Raw genomic sequence first — 15809 nt, forward strand, 5'->3', positions numbered from 1 at the left:
AGTCAAAGGGCGCAGAATCTCTACGCTTCCGCCACTATTCTTCATCAAAGCCCTGATTTATCAGGGCTTTTTTGTGTTAGGCCGGTTTCCGGCTTTTGACCAAGCCTTGCTAGTGTTCGCCGTTTGCCAATCGCAGCATTTGAGTAGCACCTCCCTCCCTCGCTCGCACCGATCCCCTCGCCGAAAAACTACGCAACACCCCCCTAATGTGGCAGTGTGGTTCTCTTCGCCAGCCTCACAGAGACCCCCATGCAAACGCGCAAAACCGGTATCCGTGCCCAACAGGCCGACCGCACCCGAGACAACATCCTCAAGGCGGCCGTACAGGTCTTCAGCCGGGAAGGCTACGCCGGTGGGCGCGTCGAGCAGATTTCTACCCTGGCCAAATCCAACGACCGAATGATCTATTACTACTTCGGCAACAAGGAAAAGCTGTTCATCAGTGTGCTGGAGCACATCTATGCCAGTTTCAACCAGGCCGAAGCCGGGCTGCAACTGGACCTGGCCGACCCTGAGCAGGCGGTGCGCACGCTGGTGGCATTCATTTGGGATTACTACGTGCAACACCCCGAATTCGTCACCCTACTGGCGACCGAGAACCTTCACCAAGGCGAGCATGCGCGCAAGTCGCAGAACCTCAAGGCCTTGTCGGGCGAGGCGGTTGGCGTGCTGCGGCCGATCATCGACGCGGGCCAGGCGAAGGGCCTGTTTCGTGACGACATTGACATTACCCACGCCTACCTGATGATTGCTTCGCTCTGCTATTTCTACAACTCCAACCGCCATACGCTCAGTTCGTTCCTGGCCGTGGACCTGGCTGACCCCAAGGCCAAGGCCGACTGGTTGGCCTTCATCAGCGACCTTGTCCTGCGCGGCCTGCGCCTGTGACTTCAATGGCTGCCTGGGTTGGCGCGCACCTGCGCGACCTTGGCGGCGAGCCCTGGCCAGGCGGGCTTGTCACCTGCAAAACGCTGGCGCAGGTATGCCGCAAGATCGGCTATCTGGCGGTCCGACAAGCTGTCCTTGAAGCCCGGCATGTAGCCCAGGTCGCGGGTAGCTGGGGTAGGGATGCCGTGCAGTATCACCCGTAGCAGATTGTCTGGCAGCTCGCTGTGAACGTTGCTGTTCACCGCCATCGACGGGCTGACGCCGAACAGTTTCGGCCCCTGTCCATCGCTGTGGCAGGCCATGCAGGCGCCTTTGAACACGCGTTCGCCATTGCTCAATGACACGTGGGTTTCAGCCGGCTGCGGGGCCTTGGCCGCCTGCGACTGAGGCTCGCCATCGAGTGAGCTGAGGTAGTGGGCGATGGCACGCACGTCGCTTTTGGGCAGCGTCGCCAGCTCGCTGACCACCGGGCCCATGGGGCCTGCCGCCACCCCGTGCTTTTCAGAAAACCCAGTACTTAGGTAGTTGAACAACTCCTCTTCAGTCCACGGGGTGGTTGATTTGCCCAGCGCATTGAGGGCCGGTGCTTCCCAGCCATCGACCATCCCTCCGGCCAGGTAGCTGCTGCCAGCTTTCTCGGCGCCCATCAGGTTGCGCGGTGAATGGCAGGCCGTGCAGTGGCCGAGGCCGTCGACAAGGTAGGCGCCGCGGTTCCACTGAGCGCTGCGTTGCGGGTCTGGCTGGTATTCCCCGCGCTGCAGAAACAGGGCGTTCCAGCCAGCCATCAGCGGTCGCTGGTTGAACGGGAAGCGCATCTGGTTGGCGGGCGCCTGCTGGCGTACCGGAGGCTGCGACATCAGGTAGGCATACAGTGCCTGCATGTCGGCATCGTTGATGGCGCGGAACGAGGTGTAGGGAAACGCGGGATACAGGTGACGGCCATCACGGCTGATACCTTCACGCATGGCCCGTTCGAAGGCGGCGAATGACCAGCGGCCAATGCCGGTTTCCGGATCGGGCGTGATGTTGGTGGTGTGGAGCGTGCCGAAGGGCGTCTGCATGGCCAGACCGCCGGCATTGACCTTGCCACCGCTGACCGTATGGCACACGGCGCAATCGCCGGCCGCAGCCACCTGGCGCCCGCGTTCGAGCATCGCGGCGCTCCAGCTGCCAGCGCCGGGCGGGGTAACCGGTGCGATTTCACTGCGCCAGGGCAGGGCGGTGGCAAGCATGCCCAGGGCTGCGCCCAACACCCCGGCCAAGCCGCCGAACCACCACTTTGAACGTTTATTTGCAGGCTGCGTCGGAGTCGATGGCCCAGGCCCCTGGCCATCGCCACCCAGGGCGGCGCGCACCCGTTCGGCGGTGATCGGCAGCTCGCGAAAGCGGATCCCGGTGGCGTCGAAGATGGCGTTGGCAATGGCAGCGGCACTGGGTACCGAAGCCGATTCGCCGCTGCCCATCGGTGCTTCGTGCTGACGCGGCAGCATCATCACGTCGATGGCAGGCAGCTCAGGGAAGGTCAGGATCGGGTAGCCGCCCCATTCTTTGCTGGCCACGGTCGACTCTTCGAAACTGACTTGCTCCTTGAGCACCCGGCTGGTGGACTGGATGACATTGCCGTGGATCTGGTGGCGCACGCCCTCGGGGTTGACCATCATCCCGGCGTCATGCCCGATCACCACGCGGGTGACGGCGACTTCACCGGTACGCCGGTCAACGGCTACGTCAGCCACCCAGGCCGCCCACGCGGCGCCAAAGCCTGGGAATTTACTGTGGATGTAGCGCGCGTAGGCAAAGCCGCGCCCGCGCAGCACGTCACCTTCGCCCTGGCTTTGCATGGGCTGGGTATGCGGCTGCCAGTCGGCGCGCGCGGCGGTAGCCTTGACCAGGTCGATGGCACGTGGGTCGGACAAGTGCTTGAGGCGGTATTCCACCGGATCGACACCCGCTGCGAACGCCAGCTCATCGATATAGGACTCGTGGGCAAAGCTGTTGGGCATGGCCGATACGCCGCGCATCCACGAAGCGCGCACCAGCGGCGTCATATCGTTGATGGTCACGCGCATGTGCTCGTAGTCATACGGTGGAATCGACGTGCGGTCGCCCATTTCGAACAGGGCCGGTACGGGTTCCACCGCCCCGGTGAGCAGCAGGGCCAAGGTAGGCGCGCCGTTGGACGGGTAGCTGGTCTGGAAGTCATAGGCAGCCACGCTGCCATCGGCGTTCAGGCCGCCGTCGATCTCCATCAGTTGGGCTGTGCCCTTGGGTTCCCAGGCGTGTTCCTGCTCGCGGGTCAGCTGTACCCGCACAGGGCGTTGCACGGCGCGCGACAGCAGCACGGCGTCGGCGCAGACATCGTCGGCGCAGTTGCGGCCATAGCAACCGGCAGCCTCCATGCGGATGATTTCGATGCGCTCCTCGCCGCAGGCCAGCAGCCAGGCCAGATCAGCGCGCAGCAGGTGTGGGTTCTGGGTGCCGGACCACACGCGGATCTGCCCAGGCGTGTAGTCGGCCAGCGCGCACGATGGGCCAATCGAAGCATGCAGCTGATACGGCCATAAATAGGTACGGCTCAGGCGCTGGCTGGCATTGGCAAGGCCGGCATCGACATCGCCTTGGTCCAGCACCGTGCGTTGAACCCTTGGGTTGTTGCGGATGGCCTGGGCTACATCGCTCAGGTCGGGCAGCTTGCCGGTAAAGGGCTTCCAGCTGATTTTCAGGTCCTGAGCAGCCCGGATGGCCTGCTCCTCGCGCTCGGCAACCACGCCGACGAAATCGCGGATCACGACCACCGCCACGACGCCCGGTACGTGGGCAATGGATGATTCATCGACGGCCAGCAGGCTGTTGCCCACGAAGTCGCCGCTGTCGTGGCCAGCATAGGGCGGACGGATCACTCGCCCGTGCAGCATGTCGGGCAGGCGCATGTCGTGAACGTAAGTCAGTTCACCGGTGGCCTTGCCGGGAATGTCCACGCGGGCGGTGCTGCGCCCGACCAACGTGTAGTCTTCGATGGGTTTGAGCGGCGCATCCTCGGCAATGTGCAACTGTTGGTTTTCACCCGCTACCAGTTCGGCGTAGCTCAGCGTGGTGCCGTCGCTGGTGATTACCGTGCCTTCTTCGATACGCAGCGACGCGGGCTCGCACCCAAGGCGCAGCGCCGCCCGTTGCAGCAAATGACGGCGTGCAGTCGCTGCAGCCTTGCGCAAGGGCACGGCTGAAATCTGCAGGGTGGCGCTGGCGATAGTCGCGCCTTGATTGGGCGCCCGCTCGGTATCGCCCAGCACCATGTGCACCTGGTCCATGCGCAGGTTCAACTCTTCGGCGACGATCTGCGCCAGCGAGGTGCGGATACCGGTACCCAGGTCGACGTGGCCATTGAAGGCATAGACCCTGCCGTCGTCGCAGACGGCGATGAACAGCGCCAGTTCGCGCTCCCGGGGCACGGGCGTTACACCCTTGGCCACCGGGCCGGAAGGCGGGGTGATCTGATCGACGATCAGCAGCACGCCGGTCTTGGCCAGCAGTTGGTCACGGCTGGGCACCTGTTGCGAGTGGTTCATGCTTTCCTCCGGGTGTCGGCGGCGCGGCGCACGGCGCGCAGGATTTCGACGTGGGTGCCGCAGCGGCACAGGTTGCCGGACAGTTCGTTGCGAATCTGCTCATCGCTGGGCTGGGGGATTCGATCGAGCAGGGCCGTGGCGGTCATGATCATGCCGTTCATGCAGTAGCCGCATTGGGCTGCCTGCTCGTCGATGAACGCCTGTTGCACAGGATGCGGCGCACGCTTGCAGCCCAGCCCTTCGAGCGTAGTGATCTCGCGGCCGACGGCCCCGGCCAGGGGGATGATGCAGGAACGAGCGGCCACGCCGTCGATGATCACCGTACACGCGCCGCATTCACCCAGGCCGCAGCCGTACTTGGGGCCGTTCAGGCACAGGTCGTTGCGCAGGATCAGCAGCAAGGGCGTTTCAGGCGGGGCGTCGACGTCGAACGACTGGCCGTTGACCTGCACGCAGAGGGTTGTTTGCATGATGGGCTCATCTCTGGAGGTGACTTGCGCTACCGAAGCACCCACAGGTGGCGTGCATTTCGGTAAGTACTCACTACATGAAATGAATGAGCAAGAAGCAGGCCAGGGATACGGATGAGCAGGGCAGGGGCAATGAGCTCACTGAATCGGTGGCTCAGGCGGGCCGTAAGAAGAGGGGGCTGTCCAGCCGTAGTGCGACTCAGGCCGCGCCGTCGTCGCTGTCGATCATCTTGCGCAGCAGGTACAAGATGGCCACGCGCTCAGCGGCATTGAGGCTGCCCATGCTCAGTTCACTGATCTGCCGGGCGCAAGGGATCATCGCATCGAGCAATGCCGCACCGCTGTCGGTGAGCGTGACGATCACCTTGCGCCGGTCTCCCGGGTCTGGCGAGAGCTGCACCAGTTCACGGGCTTTCAGGCGCTCGACGATGCCGCGAATGGTCGCCTGGTCCACGGCCGTTGCCTTGATCAACTCGGCCTGAGAGCTGGGGCCATGGTCGCGCAGGGCGCACAGGGTGACGAATTGAATGGAGGTCAACTGTGGGTCGCACGCCTGCTGCTGGAAGATCGCCGTGTGCCGCTGGTAAGCCTTGCGCAGTAAGTGGCCCACCTGTTCGGTAACGTCGTAAGGGGCGGTGTCGTGGAGGGGGCTGCTGGGGGAAGTCTTGTTCGGCATGGGAGGGCTTGGGCTGGTGGAAAGGAGCTGGCCGGCCGCCAATAGCGGAGCGCCCGGCCAGTATAACCGTTATCGCGCCAGTGATTGCTCGGGCGCGACCACGTCCCCGGCCATGACCACGGCCTGATCGTCCAGGTAGATATCGCAATTGCGCAGCGGGATGTCCAGGTGGCAAGGGGTCTTGCGCTTGCCGCCCACTTCGGTGTTCGGGCCCGTGGAGAACAGGAAGTTGCCGTAGAACGCGCGGGCATCCATGCACATCCCGTCGTTGCGGTCGTGCAGGCCCATGGCAGTCCACTGGGCGCGCGGCTGCAAGCCCCAGCCGATGTGCGAGATGCCGTAGACCTCAGGGTCGTTAAAGTATTTGAGGTAGTCGCGCAGGTACTCGGCCTCGAAGCCGCCATGAATGCCGGTGATGAAGCCCTTTTCAATCTCGAGCGTGATGCGCTCACGGCAATAGTTCTTGAACGGCAGGATGATGTCGCCTACATCCAGGACCAGCGTGCCCTCGGCGCTGTCCTCGTTCGGCCAGGTGAACAGGAACCCGCTGGGCCAGTGATCCCAACGCCCTGGCTCGTCGGCGTAGCCGTACTCGGTGACTGCCGGGTACTGGCCGAGCGGTGCATGGAAGTCGCTGCCGGCCCTGGATCGCACATGCATGCTGCGCGCCTGCTTGAGCAGGGTTTCGGCAGCCAGTACCCGGCGCTTGTCGTCCTCGTTGGGCAGCATGCGCGCCAGCACTTCGGCGGGTTCCACTGCCAGCAGAATGCGGGTGCCAGTCTTGAGAATCTGCTCCTGCTCGGGGGAGTGCAGAAGCATCATCGTGTCGACGATCAGGTCGGCGGCCTCCAGCGCGCGCTGTGCCGCCAGGTTGCCGGTGAGTGCCGTATCGCCGCAGTAGGCGGTCATGTCACGGCCCATGGCGGTGGGGTGATTGAATGCCGGCAATTCCACGGCGTAGACCTTCGCCCCTAGTCGCTGCGCCGCTTCCATCGCGGCATTGACCGTGCGCGGATCGGAGTAATGGCTCTTGAGGACGGCAACGCTCTGGGTGTCGTCCACTCGGGACAGCTTCAGTACGTGCTCGAACATCTGGGTCAATTGTGCATTGCTCACCGGCATCGTGGTTTCTCCTAGGCAGTCTCTGGCGGAATAAAGCGGTGCACCATCGCAGTGCTCGACGCTTTGTCATGGTGCAAAACAATAGTGTGTACACCATAACTGGTTTGATGAAAACGCATTCATTGGATTGACGCAAGTGATCTTTAGAACGTTACCATTCAACCCAATCCCCCATTAATCGGTAACATTGTGATCTTTTTGAGTTTCGATCGTTTGTTTGAAAATATTTTCATGGGCCTATTCCTAAGAGCCATTTAAAGTGTATACGCTGTAAATGACTCGCGGCCATGCCGCTTGCCACACATCAGAACAACAGGAGACTCTCCATGCGGGGAAGCCAAAAAATCGCAATCGTCGGCGCGGGTTTAGGTGGGGCGGCAGCGGCAACGTTGCTGCAGCAGGCCGGCTTCGATGTGGAGGTGTACGAACAGGCCCCGGCGTTCACCCGCCTGGGTGCCGGTATCCACATCGGCCCCAACGTCATGAAGATCTTTCGGCGGATGGGGCTGGAACAGAGGCTGGAGCTGATGGGCTCGCACCCGGACTTCTGGTTCAGCCGCGATGGTCAGAGCGGCGATTACCTGTCGCGTATCCCACTGGGTGAGCATGCTCGCCGCGAATACGGGGCGGCCTACATCACCATCCACCGGGGGGACTTGCATGCGCTGCAGATCGACGCCATCAAGCCCGGCACCGTGCACTTCGGCAAGCGCCTGGAAAAGATCATCGACGCGGGTGATCAGGTGCGTCTGGACTTCGCCGATGGCACCCACACGGTCGCGGACATCGTCATCGGAGCCGACGGCATCCACTCCAAGATCCGCGAAGAATTGCTCGGTGCCGAAGCGCCGAACTACAGCGGCTGGGTGGCGCACCGTGCGCTGATCCGTGGGGTGAACCTGGCGCAGCATGCCGACGCATTCGAGCCCTGCGTCAAGTGGTGGTCCGAAGACCGGCACATGATGGTCTACTACACCACGGCCAAGCGCGACGAATACTACTTCGTGACCGGTGTGCCCCACGAAGCGTGGGACTTCCAGGGCGCCTACGTGGACAGCAGTCAGGAAGAAATGCGCGCTGCCTTCGAGGGCTATCACCCCACCGTCCAGAAGCTGATCGATGCCACCGAATCGATCACCAAGTGGCCGCTGCGCAACCGCAACCCGCTGCCGCTCTGGAGCCGTGGGCGTCTGGTGATGCTCGGCGACGCCTGTCACCCGATGAAACCGCACATGGCCCAAGGCGCCTGCATGGCCATCGAGGATGCGGCCATGTTGACCCGCTGCTTGCAGGAGACCGGTTTGTCGGACCACCGCACCGCCTTTGCCCTGTACGAGGCCAACCGTAAAGAGCGAGCCTCGCAGGTGCAGTCGGTGTCCAACGCCAACACTTGGCTCTATACGCAGGAGGATCCGGCCTGGGTATACGGCTATGACCTCTATGGCCAGCCGCTCAAGAGCGGGGAGGCCGCATGACTACCTTCCTCAACGGCGGTCATGTAAGCGCCAATGGCATCCGTCAGCATTACCTGCGCTATGGCGGCAAGGGGCATGCGCTGATCGTGGTGCCGGGGATCACCAGCCCGGCGATTACTTGGGGGTTCGTCGCCGAGCGCCTCGGCCAGCACTTCGATACCTACGTACTGGATGTACGCGGGCGCGGTTTGTCATCAAGTGGCCCTGATCTGGACTATGGCACCGATGCCTGTGCCAGCGACATTCCCGCCTTTGCCGCCGCGCTGGGCCTGGACAGTTATCACCTGATCGGCCACTCGATGGGCGCACGGTTTGCGATTCGTGCCGCTGCCAACGGCGCGCCAGGCCTGCAGAAGCTGGTGCTGGTCGACCCACCGGTATCCGGGCCAGGGCGCCGCGCTTACCCAAGCAAGCTGCCCTGGTATGTCGACTCCATTCGCCAGGCCAGCCTGGGTATGAGTGGCGAGGACATGCGCACTTATTGCGTCACCTGGAGCGACGAGCAGCTGGCGCTCAGGGCCGAGTGGCTGCACACCTGCTACGAGCCTGCGATCGTGCGGGCCTTCGACGACTTCCACGAGGTGGACATCCATCAGTATCTGCCCGCCGTACGCCAACCGGCGTTGTTGATGGTGGCTGGGCGCGGCGGGGTGATCGAGCCGTGCGACATCGATGAAATCCGTGAGCTCAAGCCAGACATTCAGGTCGTACAGGTTGCCAACGCTGGCCACATGATCCCCTGGGACGATCTCGATGGTTTCTTTGCCGCATTCGGCCTTTTCCTCGACCGATCCGTTGCCTGAAGGAGCACCAGACATGACCACGCTATACCGCATCGGCCAGATCGTGCCGAGTTCCAACACCACCATGGAAACCGAGATACCGGCGATGCTCAACGCGCGCCAAGCCATCCGCCCGGAGCGCTTTACCTTTCATTCCAGCCGCATGCGTATGAAGCAGGTGAGAAAGGAAGAGCTGGCGGCCATGGATGCCGAGTCCGACCGCTGTGCGCTGGAGCTGTCCGATGCCAAGGTCGATGTACTGGGCTACGCCTGCCTGGTGGCAATCATGGCCATGGGCCTTGGCTATCACCGGCAATCCGAACAGCGCCTCAGGCAGGCGACTGCAGACAACGACGCACTGGCGCCGGTCATCACCAGTGCCGGAGCGCTGGTCGAAGCCTTGCATGTGATGAAGGCCAAGCGCATCGCCATCGTCGCCCCGTACATGAAGCCGCTGACCGAACTCGTGGTGAACTACATCCGCGAAGAAGGCTTTGAGGTGCAGGACTGGCGCGCCCTGGAGATTCCCGACAACCTGGCCGTAGCCCGTCACGACCCCGCCAACCTGCCAGGCATCGTAGCCGGCATGAACCTTGAAGGAGTGGATGTGGTGGTCTTGTCGGCCTGCGTGCAGATGCAGTCGTTGCCGGCCGTGGCCAAGGTCGAGGCACAGACCGGCAAGCCTGTGGTCACCGCTGCCATCGCCACCACCTACGCCATGCTCAAGGCGCTGGACCTGGAAGCGGTGGTGCCAGGTGCCGGTGCCTTGCTGTCGGGCGCTTATTGAAATCGGGAGGTGGACATGAGCGAGGCACAAAGTGCTCGGGACAACTATCAGGGTGTATGGGGGCAGCGTATCGGCTTTGGTCGCGCACCGGCGCTGCTGATGATCGACTTCATGCAGGGCTACACCACGCCGGGGGCTGCGCTGTACGCCCCAGGCGTCGTCGCGGCAGTGGAGCAGGCCGCAGACCTGCTGGCGCTAGCCCGCGATTGCGGCATTCTGGTGGTGCATACCAACATCCGCTACCAGCCTCCGCATTTTGTCGATGGCGGTGTCTGGGTGCGCAAGGCGCCGGTGATGAAGGACATGGTCGAGGGCAACCCCTTGGCTGCGTTCTGCGACGCCGTTGCCCCACAGCCGGAGGAGTTGGTGCTGAGCAAGCAGTACGCCAGCGCTTTCTTCGGCACCAGCCTGGCGCCGCTGCTGCACGCCCAAGGGGTGGATACCGTGGTCTTGGCCGGCTGCTCCACCAGTGGTTGCATCCGCGCCAGCGCGGTCGATGCGATGCAGCATGGCTTTCGAACCATCGTGGTGCGTGAATGTGTGGGTGATCGCCATGATGACCCGCACCACGCCAACCTGTTCGACATCGACAGTAAGTACGGCGATGTGGTTTCCCGCCAGGAAGCGATGGCGCAATTGAGGCAATCGACCGGCTGACACCGGCAGGGGGCCTACCCAATAACAATCGAGGAACGGTGCCGGAAGCACGTTCATGATCGCCTGCTGTCCGGGTGGTCGCCCCGCAGGAGCACTCGGGGTTTTTTCAGGCGTGGCCTGGGCACGTCGCGTGTAGCGCGCGACGGTACTGGTGCGTCGAAAACTGCTGGCCTTAAAAACAACCACAAAGTCGCCCGCCAGGAGACAGGAAATGCCAATTGCGAATGCAACCACGGTCCACAGCGACATCGATCAGGGCACCAAAGCGCTGTACAGCAAGATCACCTGGAGGCTCATTCCCTTCCTGTGCTTTTGCTACCTTGCCGCCTACCTGGACCGTATCAACGTCGGCTTCGCCAAACTGCAGATGCTCGAGGATCTGCAGTTCAGCACTGCCGCCTATGGCCTGGGTGCCGGGCTGTTCTTCGTCGGCTACATCATTTTCGAGGTCCCCAGCAACCTGATTCTGCAGCGCGTCGGCGCCAAGCTGTGGATCGCCCGCATCATGATCACCTGGGGGCTGTTGTCGGCGTGCACCATGTTCGTCAGCACCACCACCCAGTTCTATATCCTGCGGTTCCTGCTCGGGGCTGCCGAAGCAGGCTTCTTGCCAGGGGTGCTGTTCTACCTGACCATGTGGTACCCCACGTACCGGCGTGGGCGCATCATTGCCCTGTTCATGATCGGGCTGCCGCTGTCGAGCGTGATTGGTGGACCGATCTCGGGCTGGATCATGGGGCATTTCGATCAGGTGCACGGCCTGCATGGCTGGCAGTGGCTGTTTTTGCTGGAGGCCATCCCCAGCGTGCTGCTCGGCATTCTGACCTTCTGGGCCTTGCCCAATCACTTCCAGCAGGCCAAGTGGTTGTCCAGCGAAGACAAGGCTCAGCTGGCAGCAGACCTTGCCGCGGACGATGCAGAGGGCAAGGACAGCAAGCACAGTTTCCGTGACGGGTTCTTTAACCTCAAGGTGTGGATGCTCGGCGGTATCGATTTCTCGATCCTGCTCAGCGCCTACGCAATGGGCTTCTGGATGCCGACCTTCATCCGCGATGCAGGGGTGAGCGACACGTTTCACATCGGCCTGCTCACTGCCATCCCGAGCCTGGCCGCACTGGCCGGCATGCTGATGATCGGCGCCAGCTCCGACCGTCACCGTGAGCGTCGTTGGCACATTATCGTGCCCTTCATCGTCGGCGCCATCGCCATGGCCAGCAGTACATTGTTCAGCCAGAACCTGGTCATGACCGTATTCCTGTTCGCAGTCGCCTCGGCCGCGATCATTGGTGCGGTGCCGGTGTTCTTCAGCCTGCCGGCGACCTTCCTCAAAGGGACCGCGGCCGCTACCGGGTTTGCCCTGGCCTGTTCGGTGGCGAACATCGCCGGGCTGGTCAGCAACTCGCTGATGGGCCTGGTCACCGACTGGACCGGCACTTCCCACGCGGCGCTGTGGGTGTTCGCTGGCTGCCTGCTCCTGAGTTGCTTCCTGGTCATCGCCCTGCCAGCGAAGCTGGTCAACCGCTAGCGGTCCAGCGCTTCACGCCCGATAGGGCAGGCGGGCGGGTGCCGGCCTGCCCACACCCATTCTCGACGCAATCTGCAGGTCGGCGGGCGTTCGTCTGGCCGGTGGATTGCTGTTGCCCGACATTCAGGAATCGCCCCATGCACGTTTGCACTGCACCGCGTTTTTTCCCGAAAGCACGCCTGGCCGGCGGCTGCATCGCAGCCGCGCTGTGTACCGAGGCACCGGCTGAAGAGGTCGGTTTTATCGAAGGCGCCCGTGCGACACTCCAGGCTCGCAATTATTTCTTCAGCCGAGACTACGCCGATATCAAGGGGGCGAGCACCCAATCGCGCACTCAAGAGTGGGCGCAAGGCTTCATCCTCAACGCCAGTTCAGGTTATAGCCAGGGCGTCCTAGGTGCCGGTGTCGATGTGATCGGCCTGTTGGGTTTCAAACTCGACAGCAGCCCTGAACACGCACGCTCAGGCCTACTGCCAAGTCTTGACAGCGGCACGTCCGCCGACCAGTACAGCCGCGTGGGCGCGGCGCTCAAGTTCAAGGTTTCCCAGACTGAGTTGAAGGTGGGCGAATTGATGCCCAATCTGCCTGTGTTGCTGTTCAGCGACCTGCGCCTGCTGCCGCCGACCTACCAGGGCGCAATGCTGGAGTCGCATGAGTTTGCGGGGCTGACGCTCAGTGCCGGCCAATTTCGCTCCACCAGCCTGCGCGATTCGTCCAACAGTCAGAAAATGTATGCGCTGGTCAACGACCCCATCAACCCCGCACGATTGGCCCGCTTTACCAGTGACCGCTTCAATTACCTGGGCGCCGACTATGCCTTCAACGACAACCGCACCAGCGTGGGGGTCTGGCAGGCGCAACTGCAGGACATCTATCAGCAACGGTTCTACAGCCTCAAGCACGCCGAACCCCTGGGTAACTGGACCTTGGGTGTGAATGCCGGCTATTTCCAGGCGCGCGAGGATGGGCGCAAGCTTGCCGGCAACTATGACAACCATGCGCTGTTCAGCCTGTTCTCGGCAAGAACGGGCGGGCATACGTTTTACGTGGGCTACCAGCAAATTGGCGGTGAGGACGGTTTCATCCAGGTGGGCGCCAACACCAACCCAATGGGTAATACCCTGCCGACCTACGAGTTCTCGGCGCCAGGGGAGCGTTCCTGGCAGGTGCGGCATGACTACAACTTCGCGGCATGGGGGATCCCCGGGCTGACCTCGACATTGCGCTACGTACAAGGCCGGGATGTCAAAACCGGGCTGGGCTTTGAAGGGCGCGACCGCGAGCGAGACCTGGACCTGGCCTATGTGGTGCAAAGTGGGCCGCTGGAAGGGCTCGGCGTGCGCGTGCGCAATGTGATGGCTCGCTCCAATTACCGAACCGATATCGACGAGAACCGCGTGGTGCTCAGCTATACGGTCAAGCTGTTCTAGAGGCTGTAGCGCACGACCAAGCGAGTGCGCAGAACGATGAGCTCAGGCGTGCACCTGGCCGGCTATAAGCGACCAGGCGTACAGCTGCGCTCAGGTGCGACGTGAGGGAGGTCTTATGAGATTAATTATCATATGAGGATGATTATGATGTAGATTTGCGCGCACGGATTTTTACGCGCAAGGAGTCAGCCCGCAATGCCCCCGTTCATGTCCCACCCCACCACAGTCACCCTTGGCCTGTACGCTTGCTTGATCTGCCCTCCATCCCTGGCCGATACCCAGGCAAGACGAGACGACGCCGTGCTCGAGCTGGGCGCAACCGATGTGATTGCCACTGGCCTTGGCAGTGTCACCGAACACAGTGGCTCCTACACCACCGGTAGCATGAGCGCAGCCACCCGGCTGAACCTCTCGATCAAGGAGACACCCCAGTCGGTCTCGGTCATATCCCGCCAGCAACTGGACGACTTCCAGCTCAACAGCCTGTCCGAGGCCATGGCTCACGTCACGGGGGTCACGGTACAACGCAATGATTCGGAGCGACCGGGCTACTACTCGCGTGGTTACGCAATCAACAATTTCCAGATCGATGGCATGCTCAACACCTTCTCGGGGCTCAAGTCCGACTCGGACACCATCATCTACGATCGAATCGAGGTCGTGCGTGGGGCCACCGGTCTGACCACAGGCGCCGGCGATCCTTCGGGGACCATCGCAATGGTTCGCAAGCGCCCGACGCACGCGTTGGCAGTAAAGAGTGGCGTGAGCGGGGGCAGTTTCGACAATTATTACAGCTACCTGGACGTCGGTGGCCCGCTGGGCTGGGACGGCCGTCTGCGCGGACGCACCGTGCTGGCGTACCGTGACAACAAGTCATTCATGGACAAGTACGCCACCCAGCGTGAAGTGGCCTACGGCGTGCTCGAAGCTGACCTGACGCCAAGCACCGTGCTGGCGGTGGGGTATGACTATCAGAACAAGCATGTGCAAGGGTCATCATGGGGTACGGTGCCGTTCTGGAACGCCGACGGCAGCAAAGCCAACTTGCCCCGTTCCACTAACCTCAGTGCCCCCTGGTCTTCCTGGCCACTAAAAGACCAGACGGTGTTCGCTACTCTTGACCAGTATCTGGGCAACGACTGGGTCATGAAAGTGGCGTACACCCACCGGCAAAGCGACAGCGACGGAAAGGTCTACTATGGCGGCAATGGTTTTCCTGAGGCCGACCGTAGTGGCATGAAAGCCTGGTACTCGCACTTCGGGGGCTCCGAGCAGATGGACGCGCTGGACTTCAACCTCGCCGGCCCTTTCCAATTGTTGGGCCGCAGCCATGATTTCATGATCGGTTACGGCGAGTCGCGACGACGCGACAGTGAACCCTATCGCCTTGGTCTACCGGTACCCGACGGTTACGAAAATATTGCGGATTGGAAGTACATGGGGAACACCCCTACGTTCTACGACCTCGAAACCGGGCTCGACAGCTCGCGCTCCAGCATTCGTCAGAAGGCCGGCTACATTGCAACACGCCTGAACCCTACGGACCGCCTGCATATCGTGATTGGCAGCCGCTACGGCAGTTGGCAGACACAACAGCGGGAGTGGGATTACGGTGATGCCCTGGAAGTCGTCGATCAGTCCACTACCAAGCAGGTCCAGAATGATCAATGGACGCCCTATGCCGGCGTACTCTTCGATCTGACCGACCAGTTCACCGCCTATGTCAGCTACACCGATATCTTCAACCCGCAGACCGTCAGAGACGTCAACAAGCAGTACCTTGAGCCTATCGTAGGCAAGGTCTATGAGGTGGGCCTCAAGGGCAGCCTGTTCGCTGAACGCCTGAACCTGAGCACGGCAGTGTTTCGCAGCAAGCAGGATAACGTGGCGGAACAGGACGACTCTGTGCCGCCCAATGGCAACGAGGTGTTCTACAAAAGCGGTGGCAAGGGCGTAGTTGTCGAAGGCTTCGAAGCTGAAGTTGCAGGTGAGGTGATGACCGGGTGGCAGATGAGCCTGGGCTACAGCTATACGCATGCAGCCACGGCCGAGAAAAAGCGAAAGAACACCGAGCAACCCTTGAACTTGGTGCGCTTGTCCAGCACCTATGCCCTAACCCCAGCATTGACTGTGGGGGCAAGCCTGGACTGGCAGAGCGACAATTTCAGGCTGGCCAACCGACCAGTGGGGCGCGACGGTGATCGAATCATCACGGCCAAGGATGAGATCGGCCAGAAGGCGTTTTCGGTGGTTGGGCTGATGGCGCGCTATCAGATCGATGAGCACTTGAGCGCTTCGGTCAACGTCAAGAACCTGTTCGACGAGCATTACTACAACAACGTCGGCTTCTACAACGGCGTGTACCACGGTGAGCCACGCACGATGATGGTCAGCCTGGATTGGAGACTCTGAGACCATGTGCTAGCCCGCA

12 protein-coding genes are annotated in these 15809 nt (G+C 62.1%); 8 read left to right on the plus strand and 4 right to left on the minus strand.

All coding sequences use genetic code 11. From position 1 onward, the window contains the following. Positions 1–249 precede the first annotated feature (249 nt). Positions 250–888, plus strand: coding sequence for a TetR/AcrR family transcriptional regulator (locus ACF8R3_RS02065; RefSeq protein ID WP_326383515.1), 639 nt, complete (start codon positions 250–252; stop codon positions 886–888). A gap of 2 nt (positions 889–890) precedes the next feature. On the opposite strand, the gene ACF8R3_RS02070 is transcribed toward ACF8R3_RS02065, so the two are convergent. The 4 genes from ACF8R3_RS02070 to ACF8R3_RS02085 form a co-directional block, all read right to left on the minus strand. After that, positions 891–4454, minus strand: a complete 3564-nt coding sequence (locus tag ACF8R3_RS02070) for a molybdopterin cofactor-binding domain-containing protein (RefSeq protein ID WP_392514751.1) — start codon at positions 4452–4454, stop codon at positions 891–893. Continuing rightward, a complete protein-coding gene (locus ACF8R3_RS02075; protein ID WP_058637903.1) occupies positions 4451–4924 on the minus strand; it encodes a (2Fe-2S)-binding protein in 474 nt (157 codons plus the stop codon). Before ACF8R3_RS02075 ends, ACF8R3_RS02070 begins: the two co-directional genes overlap by 4 nt. A 199-nt stretch (positions 4925–5123) precedes the next feature. Continuing rightward, on the minus strand, positions 5124–5600 hold the full coding sequence (locus ACF8R3_RS02080; protein ID WP_058603435.1) for a MarR family winged helix-turn-helix transcriptional regulator: 477 nt from the start codon (positions 5598–5600) through the stop codon (positions 5124–5126). A 69-nt stretch (positions 5601–5669) separates the two neighbouring features. Continuing rightward, positions 5670–6722 (minus strand): 2,5-dihydroxypyridine 5,6-dioxygenase, encoded by a 1053-nt coding sequence (locus ACF8R3_RS02085; protein ID WP_196185310.1) that lies wholly within the window; start codon positions 6720–6722, stop codon positions 5670–5672. Between the two features lie 326 nt (positions 6723–7048). Here ACF8R3_RS02085 and nicC point away from each other — a divergent pair, with 326 nt between their 5' ends. The 7 genes from nicC (at position 7049) to ACF8R3_RS02120 (ending at position 15790) form a co-directional block, all read left to right on the plus strand. Next, positions 7049–8197 carry a 6-hydroxynicotinate 3-monooxygenase gene (gene nicC / locus ACF8R3_RS02090; protein ID WP_392474923.1) on the plus strand — a complete coding sequence of 383 codons (1149 nt, stop codon included), beginning with the start codon at positions 7049–7051 and terminating at the stop codon, positions 8195–8197. Beyond that, positions 8194–9000, plus strand: coding sequence for an N-formylmaleamate deformylase (gene nicD / locus ACF8R3_RS02095; RefSeq protein ID WP_392514753.1), 807 nt, complete (start codon positions 8194–8196; stop codon positions 8998–9000). Before nicC ends, nicD begins: the two co-directional genes overlap by 4 nt. 13 nt (positions 9001–9013) lie before the next feature. Beyond that, a complete protein-coding gene (locus tag ACF8R3_RS02100; RefSeq protein ID WP_058603431.1) occupies positions 9014–9766 on the plus strand; it encodes an Asp/Glu racemase in 753 nt (250 codons plus the stop codon). A 15-nt stretch (positions 9767–9781) separates the two neighbouring features. Beyond that, positions 9782–10423: an N-carbamoylsarcosine amidohydrolase gene (locus tag ACF8R3_RS02105; protein WP_058637897.1), complete on the plus strand. Its 642-nt coding sequence runs from the start codon at positions 9782–9784 to the stop codon at positions 10421–10423. Positions 10424–10634: 211 nt separating this feature from the next. Then, on the plus strand, positions 10635–11948 hold the full coding sequence (locus ACF8R3_RS02110; RefSeq protein WP_058637896.1) for an MFS transporter: 1314 nt from the start codon (positions 10635–10637) through the stop codon (positions 11946–11948). A gap of 137 nt (positions 11949–12085) precedes the next feature. Continuing rightward, on the plus strand, positions 12086–13378 hold the full coding sequence (locus ACF8R3_RS02115; protein ID WP_196127698.1) for an OprD family porin: 1293 nt from the start codon (positions 12086–12088) through the stop codon (positions 13376–13378). 195 nt (positions 13379–13573) lie between these two features. Further along, the gene (locus tag ACF8R3_RS02120; RefSeq protein ID WP_145254777.1) at positions 13574–15790 is read left to right on the plus strand and encodes a TonB-dependent siderophore receptor; all 2217 of its coding nucleotides are present in this window, start codon (positions 13574–13576) and stop codon (positions 15788–15790) included. Positions 15791–15809 lie beyond the last annotated feature (19 nt).

Source organism: Pseudomonas sp. FYR_7 (assembly GCF_043106155.1).
Taxonomy (GTDB): Bacteria; Pseudomonadota; Gammaproteobacteria; order Pseudomonadales; family Pseudomonadaceae; genus Aquipseudomonas; species Aquipseudomonas parafulva_B.

Coding starts and splice junctions, on each gene's coding strand:
- ACF8R3_RS02065 (WP_326383515.1), top strand. CDS start 250: ATGCAAACGCGCAAAACCGGTATCCGTGCCCAACAGGCCGACCGCACC.
- ACF8R3_RS02070 (WP_392514751.1), bottom strand. CDS start 4,454: ATGAACCACTCGCAACAGGTGCCCAGCCGTGACCAACTGCTGGCCAAG.
- ACF8R3_RS02075 (WP_058637903.1), bottom strand. CDS start 4,924: ATGCAAACAACCCTCTGCGTGCAGGTCAACGGCCAGTCGTTCGACGTC.
- ACF8R3_RS02080 (WP_058603435.1), bottom strand. CDS start 5,600: ATGCCGAACAAGACTTCCCCCAGCAGCCCCCTCCACGACACCGCCCCT.
- ACF8R3_RS02085 (WP_196185310.1), bottom strand. CDS start 6,722: ATGCCGGTGAGCAATGCACAATTGACCCAGATGTTCGAGCACGTACTG.
- nicC (WP_392474923.1), top strand. CDS start 7,049: ATGCGGGGAAGCCAAAAAATCGCAATCGTCGGCGCGGGTTTAGGTGGG.
- nicD (WP_392514753.1), top strand. CDS start 8,194: ATGACTACCTTCCTCAACGGCGGTCATGTAAGCGCCAATGGCATCCGT.
- ACF8R3_RS02100 (WP_058603431.1), top strand. CDS start 9,014: ATGACCACGCTATACCGCATCGGCCAGATCGTGCCGAGTTCCAACACC.
- ACF8R3_RS02105 (WP_058637897.1), top strand. CDS start 9,782: ATGAGCGAGGCACAAAGTGCTCGGGACAACTATCAGGGTGTATGGGGG.
- ACF8R3_RS02110 (WP_058637896.1), top strand. CDS start 10,635: ATGCCAATTGCGAATGCAACCACGGTCCACAGCGACATCGATCAGGGC.
- ACF8R3_RS02115 (WP_196127698.1), top strand. CDS start 12,086: ATGCACGTTTGCACTGCACCGCGTTTTTTCCCGAAAGCACGCCTGGCC.
- ACF8R3_RS02120 (WP_145254777.1), top strand. CDS start 13,574: ATGCCCCCGTTCATGTCCCACCCCACCACAGTCACCCTTGGCCTGTAC.